The following is a 15632-nucleotide window of genomic DNA, read 5'->3' on the forward strand; positions in this document are numbered from 1 at the left end:
CCCTAGGGAGCGTTCATCCCCTCCGCACTGGGGACAGCCCCCCTGTTCGCGTCCTCGGGATGGAGCACCGCGTTCCGCCGGGCGACCAGCCAGTACGACAGCGCGGATACGGCCAGCCCGACGATCCAGGAGACGTCCGCGCCGCCCAGCGGGTCCACCAGCGGGCCGGTGTAGAAGCCCGTGGCGAGGAACGGCAGCTGGGCGAGCAGGCCCAGCGCGTAGACCCCGAGCGCGTCCCAGCGCCACGCGCCGTAGCGGCCGCGCGGGTCGGACAGGGCGGGGATGTCGTACCGCTCCCTGGAGATCAGGTAGTAGTCGACCAGGTTGATCGCCGACCAGGGCGTGAAGAACGTCAGCAGGAACAGCAGGAAGTCCTTGAAGGACGCCAGGAAGCTGTCCTTGCCCAGCAGGGCGACGGCCGTGCCCGCGACCATGACCAGCGCGATGTACGCGGCCCGTCCCGCCCGGGACAGCCGCCGCTGTCCGCGGAAGCCGCTCACGCTCGTCACCATCGACATGAAGCCGCCGTAGGTGTTGAGGACGTTGATGGTGAGCTTGCCGAGGGCGATGACGAAGTAGAACAGGGACGCCACCAGGCCGGTGCCGCCGAGCCCGACGACATAGCCGACCTGGCTCGCCAGGAACTTCTCGCCCGCCGTGGCCGCGACCAGCACGCCGAAGGTCATCGACCACTGCGAGCCGAGCGCCGAGCCGGACAGGGTCCACCAGAAGGTGGCCTTCGCGGACGTGGTGCGCGGCAGATAGCGCGAGTAGTCGGCGACGTAGGGCCCGAACGCCAGCTGCCAGGACGCCGACAATGACGTGGCCAGCAGGAACATCGGCAGCGAGAAGTGGGCGTCGTGCACCAGGGCGGTGACGTCGGCGCGGTCCAGCAGGCGTATGCCCAGGTAGACGAAGGCGACCGCGCAGACGGTGCTCGCGACGCGGCCCAGTGCGTGGATGACCCGGTAGCCGACGGCCGCCGTGACCGCCGTGACGGCGGCGAAGACCACGATCCCGGTCGTGTCGTCCGTGTGCGTCAGCTCGCCCACCGCCTGCCCGGCCAGCACGCTGCCGGAGGCGAAGAAGCCGACGTACATCACGACGACCAGCAGCAGCGGTACGACCGCTCCGCGCACCCCGAACTGGGCCCGCGACTGGATCATCTGCGGCAGGCCGAGCTTGGGGCCCTGGGCCGAGTGCAGGGCCATCACCGCCCCGCCGAGCAGGTTGCCGAGCAGCAGGCCGGTCACCGACCACACCACGTCACCGCCGAAGACGACCGCGAGAGCGCCGGTGACGACGGCCGTGATCTGCAGGTTCGCCCCGAGCCACAGGGTGAACTGGCTGACGGCCGTGCCGTGCCGTTCCTCGTCGGGGACGACGTCGATCGAGCGCAGTTCCACCAGGCCGCTCATCTACTTCACCAGCCCGTGCTGCCTCGCGTACGCGTCCGCCACGTCCACGTCCCCCTTCGTCAGGGCGCCGACGCGGATCGTGCCGGAGGTCGGTTCGACCATGCGGTTGATCATCCGCAGAGTGGTCGTCTTGCCGCAACCGGAGGATCCCGCCAGGACGGTGACGCCGCCCTCCGGGATCTCCAGGTGGAGGTCGTGGACTGCCGTGGTGCCGTTGGGGAAGCGCTTGTGGACCGCATCGAACTGGATCATGAGATGTCCCTTGCCCGGCTGTATAACGTCATGCAGAGTTCTTGGTGTCTGAATAGGTTGTCAATGGTCCGGTGCTGATCCGGGGCAATCGATGACCGCGGGGCAAGACCTGATGTCAGGGTTGAGGGGAGTTTGGGCTTGATGTCGTCTCGCATGATGGACGCGCCGGAGTCCGTGCGGGCCGCGACGGTCGTCCTCGACGGCGCCGGTCTCGGCGTCGAGGACGTCGTACGGCTCGCCGACGGCACCGCCGTGCCACTCCCCGACGCCGAAGCGGCCAAGCGGGCCGAGGAGTCCTGGAACGCCGCCCGGCGGATCGCCGCCACCGGCCGCGTCTACGGCCGCTCCACCGGAGTCGGCGCGAACCGGAACGAGGACGTGCCCACCGAGGCGGCCGCAGGACACGGCCTGCGCCTGCTGCGCAGCCACGCCGGCGCCATAGGCGAGGAACTCCCGGCGCGGCAGGTGCGCGCCATGCTCGCCGTCCGGGCCAACCAGCTGCTGGCCGGCGGCGCCGGGCTGCGGCCCAGCGTGGTCACCGCCCTGTGCGAGGCGCTGGAGACGGGCGCGTACCCGGTCGTCAACGAGTTCGGCTCCGTCGGTACCGGCGACATCGCGGCCCTCGCCCAGGCCGGACTGGCACTGGCCGGGGAACACCCGTGGCGGGGCGCCGGCGCCCCCGCGCCGCAGCCCCTCGACAACAACGACGCCCTGGCCCTGATCAGCAGCAACGCCCTCACCCTCGGCCAGGCCGCGCTCGCCCTGCACGAACTGCGCGGGCTGATCGGCGCCACCCAGGTCGTCGGGGCGCTGTCCCTGCTCGCCGTCGACGGCTCCCACGAGGCCTACGCCGCCCCCGTGCACGCCGCCCGCCCGCACCGGGGGAGCACCGAGGTGGCGCGCCGGATGCGGGAGCTGATCGGCGCCGCCGACCGGCCGACACCGCCGCTGGGCCGGCTCCAGGACCCGTACGGCTTCCGCTGCCTGCCCCAGATCCACGGGCCCGCGCAGGACGCCGCCGACGCCCTGGAACAGGTCCTGGCCGTGGAGATCAACGCGGCGGCGGAGAACCCGCTGATCGCCCCCGAGGACCTGGCCGCCTACCACCACGGCGGCTTCTACCAGGCCCAGCTCGCGCTCGCCCTGGACCACTTCAGGCTGGCGGTGACCCAGGTGGCCCGGCTGTCGACATCCCGCCTGTCCACGCTCAACGAGCCCGCCTGCACCCGCCTGCGCCCCTTCCTCGCCGACCACGAGCCGGCCTCCTCCGGCGTGATGATCCTGGAGTACGCGGCCGGAGCGGCCCTGGGCGATCTGCGTGCCTTCTCCGCCCCCGCCTCGCTCGGCCACGCTGTACTCTCCCGGGGCGTCGAGGAACAGGCGAGCTTCGCCTCGCTCGCCGCGCGGCAGACCCTGCGCGCGTGCGGTGCGTACCGCCTGGTGGTCGGCTGCGAACTCGTCGCCGCCGTACGGGCGTTGCGCCAGCGCGGTCTGCGACCCGAACCGGGTCTGCCCGTCGGCCGGGCGTTCACGCTCGCCGAATCGGTCCTCGACGCCGACCCGGCCGACCGGCCGCTCACGAACGACGTGACGGCGGCGGCCGCACTGCTCGACCGGTTCACGGACATCTGGAGGGGGAGCACGCCATGAGCGTCGACCGGAGTACCGACAGGAGTACGGGGGGCACGTCCAGGGCGACGGACAGCCCGGCCACCCGGCTGCAGGCGCTCTTCGAGGGGCACCGGCTCACGCCGACCCAGCGCCGCATCGCGCACAGCATGGTGCGCCGGGCCGCCGACGTGCCCTTTCTGTCCAGCGTGGAGCTGGCCGAGCTGGCCGGGGTCAGCCAGCCGTCGGTGACCCGGTTCGCGGTCGCGCTCGGCTTCGACGGCTACCCGGCCCTGCGCAAGCACCTGCGCGAGGTCGTGCCCGCCGAACCGGCCGCCGAGGCGGGCTCGTACAACGAGTACCAGCAGGCCGTCGAGGCCGAGATCGAGAACCTGAAGCACCTCGCGGAGCTGCTCTCCGACCCCCGCCCGGTGCAGAGGGCCGGCCGGATCCTCGCCGCCTCCCGGCCGCTGCCGGTGCTCGGGCTGCGCGCCGCCGCCTCCCAGGCCTACGGCTTCGCGTACTTCGCCGCCAAGGTCCACCCGGACGTCCGGCTGCTCCACGAGGGCGGCACCATGATCCACGACCGCATCGACGCGGCCGTCCGCGCGGGCGCCACGGCCCTGCTCTGCTTCGCCCTGCCCCGGCATCCGCGCGAGGTCGTCGACACCCTCGCCTACGCCAAGGAGGCGGGCCTGACCGTCGTCACGGTCGCCGACTCCGCCTTCGCGCCGGTCGCCAGGCACTCCGACCTCCTGCTGCCCGCCGCCGTCGGCACCGGGCTCGCCTTCGACACCGCGTGCGCGCCGATGCTGCTCGGCCGGGTGCTGCTGGAGGCGCTCTGCGACGACCTGCCGCAGGCACAGGCCAGGCTGGAGGAGTTCGACGCGAACGCCGCCGCCCGCGGGCTGTTCGTGGAGTGATGCGCCGCGCTCTCAGACTCGTCTCACGTTCGGCCGCTAGCCTCCCTGCGCAGACGGACAGTGCGCGAGAACGTGACACGGGAGGCTGACGTGGCGCGCGGAGGACAGGGACTGGCCCGGGTGGCCGTCGTCGTACGGGCGGGGGCCGCGCCGATGTGGTGGCTCGGGGTGTTCGCGGCGGGGATCGGTGGCCTGGTGCCCGGGGTGACCGGGCGCCGGATCGGCCTGCTGGCCGGCGCCGCGCTGTTCCTCGCCGGCACGGCGGTGGTGGCGCCGGCGCGCCGCGGCCGGTACACCGCCCTCGCCCGCGGGGCCACCCGCGCGGGAAGATACGACATCCTGCAGGACCGGGCGGTGACCGTGCGCAACTGGCGCCGGGGACACCGCTGGTGGCTGCTGGCGGCCTTCCTGGCCGCGCTCGGCTCCTCCGTGGCGGTGCCCGCGGCCGGCGGCATGCTGCTCGCCGGGCTCGGTACCGGGCTCCGGCTGAAGGCCGCGTGGCTCGGCCGGCTCGAGCGGGCCGGGGAGACCTTGCTGTGGGTGCGCGTCGACTGGCTCGACGGACGCGGCGGGCGGCCGGCGGGCAAGGCCGTGAAGGCCCTGCGCGGCACGGGCATCGCGGCCGGCGACGCGGCCCCGGGCGGGGCCCGCCGCCGTACCGCCGCCCTCGTCTAGACCTCGAGTTCCTCCTCGATCTTCTTCAGCTGGTGCCGGGCCATCGCCAGGTTGGCCCGGCTCGCGTCGAGGACCAGGTAGAGGAACAGGCCGTTGCCGCCGCGGCTGTTGAGCAGGCGGATCAGGTGGTACTGGTCCGAGAGGGTGATGAGGATGTCCTCGATGCCGCCCTTGAGGCCCAGCATCTCCATCGTGCGCATCTTGGCGCGGATCACGTCGGTGTTGCCGGCGGCCGCCACGTTCAGGTCGAAGGTCTTGCTGCCGCCCATCGTGCCCAGCGCCATTCCGCTGGTGTAGTCGACGAGCGCGACGCCGGTGGCACCCTCGATGGAGGTGAGCGCCTCTTTCAGTGCGGTCTCGGTGTTCGCCATGGTGAGTCCTCTCGGATCGTTCAACTGTCGGTCGCGGTACGCGCTTCGGCGCTCGCGGTGCGGGTCGTACGGGTCGGGCGGGTACGGGTCGGCGGTGCGCCGCTGACGGCGCCCAGCGCTCTCCCGGCGGGACGGGCGGCCCGGGCTGCGGCCTCGGCGGCGTCGAGCAGTTCCCCGACGCGGGCGCCGGCCCGGCGGCCCTCCAGGTGCAGCCGGCCGACGTTGACCCGGTCCTGGGCGAGCAGGGTCAGTACGGCGGTCCGGCCGGCCGCGTAGGTGGCGATGTAGCCGCGCTCGCCGCGCACCAGCAGTTCGCGGAAGCCGCCGTGCCCGGTGGCGTCGGCGACGCGTACCGCGACGCCCAGCGCGGCGGCGGTCAGCGCCGACAGGCCGTCCGGGTCGACCCCGGGGGTGTCGTGGGCGACGACGAGACCGTCGACACCGGCCGCGAGGGCGCCGGTGAGCTGGGGCACCCGGTTGCGCAGCCGGTGCAGCTCGTCCAGGACGGACTGCCGGTCCTCCTCGGACACCATCAGCTCTCTCCTCTCGGCGGGCGGTTGCCGTTCAAAGCGCCTCCAGCGCATCCCTGAGCCTCTTCAGCAGCGCGATGTCGGGGTCGGTGACCGGGGGTGGGGGCGGCGGGACGGGCTCGGTGAGCGGGGGTGTCGCCGTCACCGGGGTCACATGGCCGGCCGCCGCGAGCCGGCGCACGTCGACGAGGGTGTGGAAGGCCTGCCGGCCCAGGTTCCGGGCGATCTCGACGGCCGTGCGGACGCCGTCCACCCGGTCCAGGACCGCCCGCTGCCGGGGCGTGACCGGCGCGGCCCTCGCCGGGTCCGCGCGGATCAGCGGCGCGCTGTCGGCGGCCGGGTCGCGCCACAGCCGGTGCAGCAGCAGGCGGCGGCGCAGCGTCTCGCGCTCCAGCGCGACGACCGGGACCGAGGGCAGCGGGCCGAGCCGGGGCGTGTTGTCGTAGCGGAACCGGCCGGGTGTGCTGCTCGGCGCCAGCGCGAAGTACCCGGCGTCGTACAGCGCGTCCAGGTGGCACAACTCCAGCGCGCCCGCGGGCAGCAGCCCCGAGTCCAGCAGCAGTTCGGCGGCCTGCAGCGAGCCCGTGGCGCGGGCGGCGGCCCACTGCCAGGCGGCGCCGGCGAGGGTGCCGTGGGCGGTGAGGAGCACGTCGAGGCCGGGGGCCAGGGGGCTCTCGGCGTGCACCACCCGGCCCTCGGCGAGGTACAGGGTGCCGTGTTCGCGCAGCAGGACGCCGGTGGCCTGCTCCTCGGCGAGCCGGGTCAGCATCGGTGACAGGGCGCGCAGCACCGCCTTGTCGCGCACCGGCAGCGGCGGCGGGGGCGTCCGGACCACGGTCATCCGAGCACCAGCCGCGCGGCCATCTCGCCCAGCCGTATTCGGGCGAGCGCGAGGTTGCCCTCTTCACGCCCGATCCACAGGTGCAGGAACACGCTGCTGTCGAAGGACGTGTCCACGAACCGCAGCAGGTGGTAGCTGTCGTGGTTGCTGACGATCACGTCCTCCACCGGAGGCCGGCCGTCCGGGGCGCCGCCGGCGGTGAAGGCACCGTGCTCGGCGGCCATCCGGGCCAGCTCGGCGGCCTCGGCGGCGGTCGTCTCGTGATCACCGCCGGGGGCCTCCCCGACCGTGCCGAGCGCCAGTCCGCTCGTCCAGTCCACCAGCGCGGCTCCCCGGGCACCGGGCAATCGCATGGCTTCCAGCAGGCACTCGTCGATTCCGGGCACCGTGGCTCCCCTCCCGCCTGGGTCTCCGGCTGAGTGACAGAGACACTACGCAACGTGTGCGTGATGGGTGAGGCCTTTGGCATTTTCCGGCGGAACATGCGTTCGGGGTACTAGGGTTGGGCAACTGGCGTGTGTTTCGCGCCAGTTGACCCCTTCGCCGGAGGCTGGGCGAGTGGGGTCAGGGCTGCTCGGGCGCACCCAGGGCGGCGAGTGCCGGGGTGTGCGCCCCTCCGGCCTCCCCCACGATGTCCGTGATCGTCTGGGGTTCCCGTGCGGTCGCGAAGGTGATGCCGCCCGCGCCGTCCGGTGCGAAGCCGTAGACGCCGGGCCGGGGGAGGGAGTTGTAGGAGTAGTGGTGGGCGAAGTAGTACGCCCCCGTGTCGAGCGCCGCCGCGTAGTCGCCCTGCTCCAGCGGCGGCAGTGCGCGGCCCTCGGCCAGCAGGTCGCCCGAGAAGCAGGCCGGTCCGGCCACGTCCTGCACCACGTCCGGTCCCGTCTTGGGGCACCCCTTGGCGTCGTACGCGGTGATCCGCAACGGCCACGCCTGCGGCGCGTACACCGTGCGCGTCGCCACCTGCACGCCCGCGTGGGTCACCGCGATCCGCCGGCCGCCCGCGCTCTTGGTGTACTCCACCCGAGCCACCAGCGTCCCGTGCTTGGCCAGCAGTGACCGCCCGAACTCGGTCACCAGCCCGTACCGCCCGTCGAAGAGCCCCGGGACCTCCCGTGCCAGCAGCCGCGCGAACCGCGCGTACGTGGGCGCCGTCGCCTCGGAGTCGAAGTTCACCGGCAGCCCGCCGCCGATGTCGAGCGTGTCGATCTGCCGCCGCCCGGCCCGCGCGTTGATCTCCTCGGCCAGCGCGTACGTCTCCGCCACGCCCCGCGCCAGCAGCGCCGGCGGAATGCCCTGCGAGCCGGTGTGCGCGTGCAGCCGGGTCAGCCACGGCCGCTCCAGATACGCCCCCACGACCCACTCGCGCGCGCCCTCGTCGCGCAGCGCCACCCCGAACTTCGACGTCCGGGTCGCCGTGGAGGTCGCGCCGATGCTGCCGCCGCCGACCTGCGGATTGATCCGGATGCCGAGCGGGGACCGGCCGGGCGCGGACCGGACCGCGGCGTCCAGCCGGGCCAGCTCCTGCGGGTTGTCGGCGTTCACGGCGACGCCGAGCGCGAGCGCCTCGCGCAGCTCCGCCGGCGTCTTGGCGGGGGAGTCCAGCACCGTCCGGGCGGCCGGCATCCCGGCCGCCCGGGCCAGTGCCAGCTCCCCGGGGCTCGCCACCTCCGCGCCGATGCCCGCCTCGTGCAGCAGCCGCAGCACCGGCACCAGCGGAGCGGCCTTGACCGCGAACGCGTGCAGGACCGGCGTCCCGGGCGCGGTGACCGCGTCGAACGCCGCCCGCAGGGCCGCCGCCGACTCCCGGATGCCGGTGACGTCCAGCAGGCCCACCACGGCCGCCTCCGGCCCCAGCAGTCCCCGCTCGACCGCCGCCCGCACCGCTTCGTCCCGCCGCCCTGCGCGCTTCCGGGCCTCAGTGTCGATGTCGTGCTCCACGGCTTCCCCGTCCTGTCTCGGCTACCGGTCGTCCTTCCCAGCCAAACATCCGCCGCGCGCGGACGGGGTCCCGCCGATGTATTGACTAGTTCTATTCAGATGGCCAGGATGTGAATAGAGGCAGTAACAGGAGGAGGCAGACGATGTCGGGACCCCGCCCCGTACGAGCACCGCGCGGCACGGAACTGAGCACCCTGGGATGGCAGCAGGAAGCCGCCCTGCGGATGCTGCAGAACAACCTCGACCCCGAGGTCGCCGAGCACCCCGACAAGCTCGTCGTCTACGGCGGCACCGGCAAGGCCGCGCGTGACTGGCGTTCCTTCGACGCGATGGTGCGCACGCTGCGGACCCTCAAGCAGGACGAGACCATGCTGGTCCAGTCCGGGCGCCCGGTCGGCGTGATGCAGACCCACGAGTGGGCGCCGCGCGTCCTCATCGCCAACTCCAACCTCGTCGGCGACTGGGCCAACTGGGAGGAGTTCCGCCGTCTCGAGTCCCTCGGCCTGACCATGTACGGCCAGATGACCGCCGGCTCCTGGATCTACATCGGCACCCAGGGCATCCTCCAGGGCACCTACGAGACCTTCGCCGCCGTCGCCGCGAAGAAGTTCGGCGGCACCCTGGCGGGGACGATCACGCTCACCGCCGGCCTCGGCGGCATGGGCGGCGCCCAGCCCCTCGCCGTCACCATGAACGACGGCGTCGCGCTCTGCATCGACTGCGACCCGCGTGCCATCGAGCGCCGCATCGAGCACCGCTACCTGGACGTCCGGGCCGACTCGCTCGACCACGCGCTGCGACTGGCCGTCGAGGCCCGCGACCAGCGCAGGCCGCTGTCCATCGGCGTCCTCGGCAACGCCGCCGAGCTGGTCCCGCAGCTGCTCGCGATGGACGCGCCGATCGACATCGTCACCGACCAGACCTCGGCCCACGACCCACTGGCCTACCTGCCCGTCGGCATCGCCTTCGAGGACATGGGCGACGCCGCCGCCAAGGACCCGGCCGGTTTCACCACCCGCGCGCGTGAGTCCATGGCCAAGCACGTGGAGGCCATGGTCGGCTTCCAGGACGCCGGCGCCGAGGTCTTCGACTACGGCAACTCGATCCGCGGCGAGGCCCGGCTGGCCGGATACGACCGCGCGTTCGCCTTCCCCGGCTTCGTCCCCGCCTACATCCGCCCGCTCTTCTGCGAGGGCAAGGGCCCCTTCCGCTGGGCCGCACTGTCCGGCGACCCCGCCGACATCGCCAAGACCGACAAGGCGCTCCTGGAGCTGTTCCCGGAGAACGAGTCCCTGGCCCGCTGGATCAAGCTGGCCGGCGAGCGCGTCCACTTCCAGGGTCTGCCCGCGCGCATCTGCTGGCTGGGCTACGGCGAGCGCGACAAGGCCGGCGAGCGCTTCAACGACATGGTCGCCTCCGGTGAACTGGCCGCACCGCTCGCCATCGGCCGCGACCACCTGGACTGCGGCTCCGTGGCCTCCCCGTACCGCGAGACGGAGGCCATGCTCGACGGCTCCGACGCGATCGCCGACTGGCCGCTGCTCAACGCCATGGTGAACGTGGCCTCGGGCGCGTCCTGGGTCTCCATCCACCACGGTGGCGGTGTGGGCATGGGACGGTCCCTGCACGCCGGTCAGGTGACGGTGGCCGACGGCACGAAGCTGGGCGGCGAGAAGATCCGCCGCGTGCTGACCAACGACCCCGGCATGGGCGTCATCCGGCACGTGGACGCGGGGTACGACATCGCGGAGTCGGTGGCGGCCGAGCGCGGGGTCAGGGTGCCGATGCGCGAGGGTGACGAGGCGTGAGCGACCTTCGGGGCGGGCCCGGCGACCGCGCGGCGGGGGCGGACACCTCGGCGCCGCCCCCGGGCCCCGCCGTGCCTGTCCGTCCACCGGCCGGCGGTCCGGCCGCGCCCACCCGCTCCTCGTCGGCGGGTCCGGCCGCGCCCGCCTCCTCGACCGGCGGTACTCCCGCCGCGGTGCCCGGCGACCGTCCGCGGGCGGAGCAGGGCGGCGGGGTTCCGCCGGGCTCTCGTGGGCGTTCCTTCCACGAGATGTGGGCCGAGCTGCTCCCGATCGGCCGGCACGCCGACTCCGGCGGCTACCGCCGGTTCGCCTGGACCGGTGCCGACGCCGAGTGCCGGGCGTGGTTCCAGGAGCAGGCCACGGCGCGCGGGCTGTCGTACGAGGTCGACCGGAACGGCAACCAGTGGGCCTGGCTCGGGGATCCGGCCGGCGCCGACGCCGTCGTCACCGGGTCGCACCTGGACTCGGTGCCGGACGGCGGCGCCTTCGACGGGCCCCTCGGGGTGGTGTCCTCCTTCGCCGCCCTCGACGAGCTGCGCGGCAGGAACGCGCGGCTCACCAGGCCCCTGGCGATCGTCAACTTCGGGGACGAGGAGGGCGCCCGGTTCGGGCTCGCCTGCGTCGGCTCCCGGCTCACCGCCGGACAGCTGACCGCCGAGCAGGCCCACAGGCTCACCGACGGCGACGGAGTCGGCCTGCCGCGGGCCATGGCGGCCGCCGGATACGATCCCGAGGCCATCGGGCCCGATCCCGGGCGGCTGGCCCGGATCGGCGCCTTCGTGGAACTGCACGTCGAGCAGGGCCGCGCGCTGGACCTGTCCGGCGACCGCGTCGGCATCGCCAGCGCCATCTGGCCGCACGGACGCTGGCGTTTCGACTTCCGGGGCGAGGCCAACCACGCCGGCACCACCCGGCTGGCCGACCGCCGCGACCCGATGCCGTCGTACGCCGAGACCGTCCTCGCCGCCCGACGGCAGGCCGAACTCGCCGGTGCCGTAGCCACCTTCGGCAAGATCGCGGTGGAGCCGAACGGGGTCAACGCGATCCCCTCGCTGGTACGCGGCTGGCTGGACTCCCGCGCCGCCGACCAGAAGACCCTCGACACGGTGGTGGGCGGCATCGAGAAGGCGGCCCGGGAGTACGCGGACGCCCACGGAGTCGACCTGGACGTCGTCCGGGAGTCCTTCACACCGGTCGTGGAGTTCGACCACGCCCTGCGCGACGAACTGGGCCGCATCCTGGGCAAGGACACCGGGCTGACGGTGCCCGTCCTCGGGACCGGCGCCGGACACGACGCCGGAATCCTCTCCGGGAGCATCCCGACCGCCATGCTGTTCGTGCGCAACCCCACCGGAGTCTCGCACTCCCCGGCCGAGTCCGCGGCCGAGGACGACTGCGTGGCCGGGGTGCACGCGCTCGCCGACGTACTGGAAGGGCTGGCCTGCAGGTGACCGAACGGACCTACTGGTTGGAGCACGCCTGGCTCGGCACGTTCGTCGAGCCGGGAGTCGTGGTGACGGTGACGTCCAGCGGCTCCGCCGCGGGCGCGGACGGCCGGATCGGCGCCGTCCGCACCGACGTCCCCACCCCGCCGCCCGGTGCCGAGATCCTGCGCGGCCTCACCCTGCCCGGCCTGGCGAACGCGCACAGCCACGCCTTCCACCGGGTGCTGCGCGGCACCGCCCAGGTCGGCTCCGGGACCTTCTGGACCTGGCGTGAGCTGATGTACTCCGTCGCGGACCGGCTGACCCCGGACACCTACCGTGCCCTGGCCCGCGCGGTGTACGCCGAGATGGCGCTGGCCGGCGTCACCTGCGTCGGCGAGTTCCACTACGTGCACCACGGGCCCGGCGGCACCCCCTACAGCGACCCCAACGCGATGGGCGAGGCCCTGATCGCGGCCGCAGCCGACGCCGGGATCCGGATCACCCTCCTCGACACCTGCTACCTCTCCGCCGGCTTCGGCGAGCCGCCCGACAACCACCAGTTGCGGTTCTCCGACGGCAGCGCGCAGGCCTGGGCCGAACGCTGCGCGGTTCTCGGCGAACGGGATCACGCCCGGATCGGGGCGGCCGTCCACTCGGTCCGGGCCGTGCCCGCCGACCAGTTGGCGACCGTGGCGCAGTGGGCACAGGAGCGGCGGGCACCGCTGCATGTGCACCTGTCGGAGCAGACCGCCGAGAACGACGCCTGCCTCGCCGCGCACGGCCGCACACCCACCCGGCTGCTCGCCGACCACGGCGTCCTCGGGCCGCGCACCACCGGCGTGCACAGCACCCATCTCACCGGCGACGACATCGCCCTGCTCGGCGGCTCGGGCACCGGCACCTGCATGTGCCCGACGACCGAGCGCGACCTCGCCGACGGCATCGGCCCGGCCACCGCCCTCCAGCGCGCAGGCTCCCCACTCTCCCTCGGCTCCGACAGCCACGCCGTCATCGACCTGCTCGAGGAGGCGCGCGCGATGGAGCTGAACGAGCGGCTGCGCACCCGCACCCGGGGCCACTGGACGGCCGCGGCCCTGCTGCGCGCCGCGTCGGCGGACGGTCACGCCGCCCTGGGCTGGCCGGACGCGGGCACCCTGGAACCGGGCGCGCTCGCCGACTTCACGACCGTCGCCCTGGACTCCGTCAGGACGGCGGGGCCGGTGCCACGGCTCGGAGCCGAGACCGCCGTGTTCGCCGCCTCCGCGGCGGACGTACGCCATACGGTCGTGGGTGGCCGGCACGTCGTCCGGGACGGCGCGCACGCGCTCGTGCCGGACGTGCCGTCGGCGCTGGCCGACGCGATCGAAGCGCTCCGCGGCTGAGGCCCGCCGACCCCCACCCGGCCACTCTCGAGGACACCATGAGCAGCAGCACCGTCATCACCAACATCGCCACGCTGGTCACCAACGACCCCTCCTCCGGTGACGGATCCCCCCTCGGCCTGATCCAGGACGCGGCCGTCGTCATCGAGGGCGACCGCGTCGCGTGGACCGGTGAATCCAGCAAAGCACCCGCCACCGACAACCGGGTCGACGCGGGCGGCCGGGCCGTGCTGCCGGGCTTCGTCGACTCCCACTCGCACCTGGTCTTCGCGGGCGACCGCACCCAGGAGTTCAACGCCCGCATGTCCGGCCGCTCCTACTCGGCGGGCGGCATCCGCACCACGGTCGCGGCCACCCGCGCCGCGAGCGACGCGGAACTGGAGGCGAACCTCACCCACTACCTGGCGGAGGCGCTCCGCCAGGGCACGACCACCTTCGAGACCAAGTCGGGCTACGGCCTCACCGTCGAGGACGAGTCCCGTGCCCTGCGCATCGCGGCCCGGCACACCGACGAGGTGACCTACCTCGGCGCCCACATCGTCTCCCCGGACCTCGCCGACGACCCCGCCGCCTACGTGGCCCTGGTCACCGGCGAGATGCTGGACGCCTGCGCGCCGCACGCCCGCTGGATCGACGTGTTCTGCGAGAAGGGCGCCTTCGACGGCGATCAGGCGCGCGCGATCCTCACCGCCGGCAAGGCGAAGGGGCTCCAGCCGCGCATCCACGCCAACCAGCTCTCCCACGGCCCCGGCGTGCAGCTGGCGGTCGAACTGGACGCCGCCAGCGCCGACCACTGCACCCACCTCACGGACGCGGACGTCGACGCCCTGGCCCAGGGCGGCACGGTCGCCACCCTGCTGCCCGGAGCGGAGTTCTCCACCCGGGCCGCGTGGCCGGACGCGCGCCGCCTGCTGGACGCGGGCGTCACGGTCGCCCTGTCCACGGACTGCAACCCCGGCTCGTCGTTCACCTCCTCCGTGCCCTTCTGCATCGCCCTGGCGGTGCGCGACATGGGGATGACCCCCGACGAGGCGGTCTGGTCGGCCACGGCGGGCGGCGCGGCGGCCCTGCGCCGCACGGACGTCGGCCGCCTCACCCCGGGCGCCCGGGCCGACCTGACCGTCCTGGACGCCCCCAGCCACGTCCACCTGGCCTACCGGCCGGGCGTACCGCTGGTCCGTGAGGTGTGGCGGCGCGGCGTGCGCGCGGTCTGAGCGTGCGGCGGGCCGGGACCGGGTTCAGGCCGGCCCCGGCCCGGCCCGGGGGACGTCCGGCACCGGCGTCGCGGACGGTCACGCACCGGCCGGCCGCATGACGGTTGCGGTGGTGGGTACCGGCTTCCCGGGGTGGTGGGTCCGGAGGCACGCCGAAGCGGCCCGGCGAAGGCCGGGCCGCTTCCACGGCGAAGAAGGCGCGGGCCGGATCCGCGGGTCACTCCTCCACGGTCAGCCCCTTGCGCAGCCGCACCAGCGTGCGCGACAGCAGCCGGGAGACGTGCATCTGGGAGATGCCCAGTTCCTCGCCGATCTCCGACTGGGTCATGTTCGCCACGAACCGCAGGGAGAGGATCTTCCGGTCCCGCGAGGGCAGGTCGGCGATCAGGGGCTTGAGCGACTCGATGTACTCGATGCCCTCGAGCCCGTGGTCCTCGTAGCCGATGCGGTTCGCCAGGGAGCCCTCGGTCTCGTCCTCCTCGGGCTGGGCGTCCAGCGAGGAGGCGGTGTAGGCGTTCGAGGCGGCCATGCCCTCGACGACCTCGTCCCTGGAGATGCCGAGCCGCTCGGCGAGTTCCGTGACCGTCGGGGCGCGGTCCAGCTTCTGCGCCAGCTCGTCCCCGGCCTTCGCGAGGTCGAGGCGCAGCTCCTGCAGTCGGCGCGGGACGCGCACGGACCACGAGGTGTCACGGAAGAAGCGCTTGATCTCGCCGATGATGGTCGGCATCGCGAAAGTGGGGAACTCCACACCGCGGGAGAGCTCGAAGCGGTCGATCGCCTTGATCAGGCCGATGGTGCCGACCTGGATGATGTCCTCCATCGGCTCGCTGCGCGAGCGGAACCGGGAGGCGGCGAACTTGACCAGCGCGAGGTTGAGCTCGACCAGCGTGTTGCGGACGTACGAGTACTCCTGCGTCCCTTCCTCCAGCGACTCCAGCCGCTCGAAGAGGGACTTCGACAGGGCCCGCGCGTCGACCGCGCCGATCTCGTCATAGGGGGGGATCTCCGGGAGACCCTCGAGGAGGTCGAGGGGATCGATGGGATGATCCAGTTTTTCCGGTGGGGGTGTCGACGTCGCGACCTGGGTATGCGATTCGTCGAGCCGGGGTGACATGGGTGTCCTCCATCGTTCTCGGCATATGGCTGCCGAAGCCAATTCGAGCACTGCGGTGTGCGGCGCCTCCGAAGCCGGCGTGTTGGTGCTGTGTACGTACTAGCCCTACCCGCTTCCCCGAGCGAGTCGCA

At 73.4% G+C, this 15632-nt stretch carries 14 protein-coding genes and 1 pseudogene; 7 read left to right on the forward strand and 8 right to left on the reverse strand.

Annotated elements, in window-relative coordinates; genetic code table 11:
* Nucleotides 1–2 precede the first annotated feature (2 nt).
* Nucleotides 3–1418: a purine-cytosine permease family protein gene (locus ACGFT2_RS28315; RefSeq protein WP_393283324.1), complete on the reverse strand. Its 1416-nt coding sequence runs from the start codon at nucleotides 1416–1418 to the stop codon at nucleotides 3–5.
* Between the two features lie 33 nt (nucleotides 1419–1451).
* Nucleotides 1452–1670, reverse strand: a pseudogene (locus tag ACGFT2_RS28320) (ATP-binding cassette domain-containing protein); the annotation flags it as partial.
* A 141-nt stretch (nucleotides 1671–1811) separates the two neighbouring features.
* Between ACGFT2_RS28320 and ACGFT2_RS28325 the strand changes: the two are divergent.
* The 3 genes from ACGFT2_RS28325 (at nucleotide 1812) to ACGFT2_RS28335 (ending at nucleotide 4876) form a co-directional block, all read left to right on the forward strand.
* Nucleotides 1812–3320, forward strand: a complete 1509-nt coding sequence (locus tag ACGFT2_RS28325) for an aromatic amino acid ammonia-lyase (protein WP_393283327.1) — start codon at nucleotides 1812–1814, stop codon at nucleotides 3318–3320.
* Nucleotides 3317–4201, forward strand: coding sequence for a MurR/RpiR family transcriptional regulator (locus ACGFT2_RS28330; RefSeq protein WP_393283330.1), 885 nt, complete (start codon nucleotides 3317–3319; stop codon nucleotides 4199–4201). The genes ACGFT2_RS28325 and ACGFT2_RS28330 overlap by 4 nt, the downstream gene beginning before the upstream one ends.
* A 90-nt stretch (nucleotides 4202–4291) precedes the next feature.
* Nucleotides 4292–4876, forward strand: coding sequence for a hypothetical protein (locus ACGFT2_RS28335; protein ID WP_393283333.1), 585 nt, complete (start codon nucleotides 4292–4294; stop codon nucleotides 4874–4876).
* Here ACGFT2_RS28335 and ACGFT2_RS28340 read toward each other — a convergent pair.
* The 5 genes from ACGFT2_RS28340 to ACGFT2_RS28360 form a co-directional block, all read right to left on the reverse strand.
* Nucleotides 4873–5247: a hypothetical protein gene (locus ACGFT2_RS28340; RefSeq protein WP_362155197.1), complete on the reverse strand. Its 375-nt coding sequence runs from the start codon at nucleotides 5245–5247 to the stop codon at nucleotides 4873–4875. The genes ACGFT2_RS28335 and ACGFT2_RS28340 overlap by 4 nt on opposite strands.
* Nucleotides 5248–5267: 20 nt before the next feature.
* Nucleotides 5268–5780, reverse strand: coding sequence for a roadblock/LC7 domain-containing protein (locus tag ACGFT2_RS28345; RefSeq protein ID WP_393283336.1), 513 nt, complete (start codon nucleotides 5778–5780; stop codon nucleotides 5268–5270).
* Nucleotides 5781–5811: 31 nt separating this feature from the next.
* Entirely contained in the window at nucleotides 5812–6618 is an 807-nt protein-coding gene (locus ACGFT2_RS28350) for a transcriptional regulator (protein WP_393283339.1), read from the reverse strand.
* A complete protein-coding gene (locus ACGFT2_RS28355) occupies nucleotides 6615–7004 on the reverse strand; it encodes a hypothetical protein (protein ID WP_393283342.1) in 390 nt (129 codons plus the stop codon). Before ACGFT2_RS28355 ends, ACGFT2_RS28350 begins: the two co-directional genes overlap by 4 nt.
* 178 nt (nucleotides 7005–7182) lie before the next feature.
* Nucleotides 7183–8556, reverse strand: a complete 1374-nt coding sequence (locus ACGFT2_RS28360; protein WP_393283344.1) for a diaminopimelate decarboxylase — start codon at nucleotides 8554–8556, stop codon at nucleotides 7183–7185.
* 143 nt (nucleotides 8557–8699) lie between these two features.
* Between ACGFT2_RS28360 and hutU the strand changes: the two genes are divergently transcribed.
* From hutU to hutI, 4 genes are all read left to right on the forward strand, one after another.
* Nucleotides 8700–10364, forward strand: a complete 1665-nt coding sequence (gene hutU / locus ACGFT2_RS28365; RefSeq protein WP_393283348.1) for a urocanate hydratase — start codon at nucleotides 8700–8702, stop codon at nucleotides 10362–10364.
* A gap of 248 nt (nucleotides 10365–10612) precedes the next feature.
* The gene (locus ACGFT2_RS28370) at nucleotides 10613–11815 is read left to right on the forward strand and encodes an allantoate amidohydrolase (protein WP_393283492.1); all 1203 of its coding nucleotides are present in this window, start codon (nucleotides 10613–10615) and stop codon (nucleotides 11813–11815) included.
* On the forward strand, nucleotides 11812–13173 hold the full coding sequence (locus ACGFT2_RS28375) for a formimidoylglutamate deiminase (RefSeq protein WP_393283351.1): 1362 nt from the start codon (nucleotides 11812–11814) through the stop codon (nucleotides 13171–13173). The genes ACGFT2_RS28370 and ACGFT2_RS28375 overlap by 4 nt, the downstream gene beginning before the upstream one ends.
* Nucleotides 13174–13211: 38 nt before the next feature.
* Nucleotides 13212–14387 (forward strand): imidazolonepropionase, encoded by a 1176-nt coding sequence (hutI, locus tag ACGFT2_RS28380; RefSeq protein WP_393283354.1) that lies wholly within the window; start codon nucleotides 13212–13214, stop codon nucleotides 14385–14387.
* 217 nt (nucleotides 14388–14604) lie between these two features.
* Here hutI and ACGFT2_RS28385 read toward each other — a convergent pair whose 3' ends face one another.
* The gene (locus tag ACGFT2_RS28385) at nucleotides 14605–15501 is read right to left on the reverse strand and encodes an RNA polymerase sigma factor SigF (RefSeq protein WP_393283357.1); all 897 of its coding nucleotides are present in this window, start codon (nucleotides 15499–15501) and stop codon (nucleotides 14605–14607) included.
* Nucleotides 15502–15632: the final 131 nt, after the last annotated feature.

Origin of the sequence: Streptomyces sp. NPDC048514 (assembly GCF_043199955.1) — a bacterium.
Taxonomy (GTDB): Bacteria; Actinomycetota; Actinomycetes; order Streptomycetales; family Streptomycetaceae; genus Streptomyces.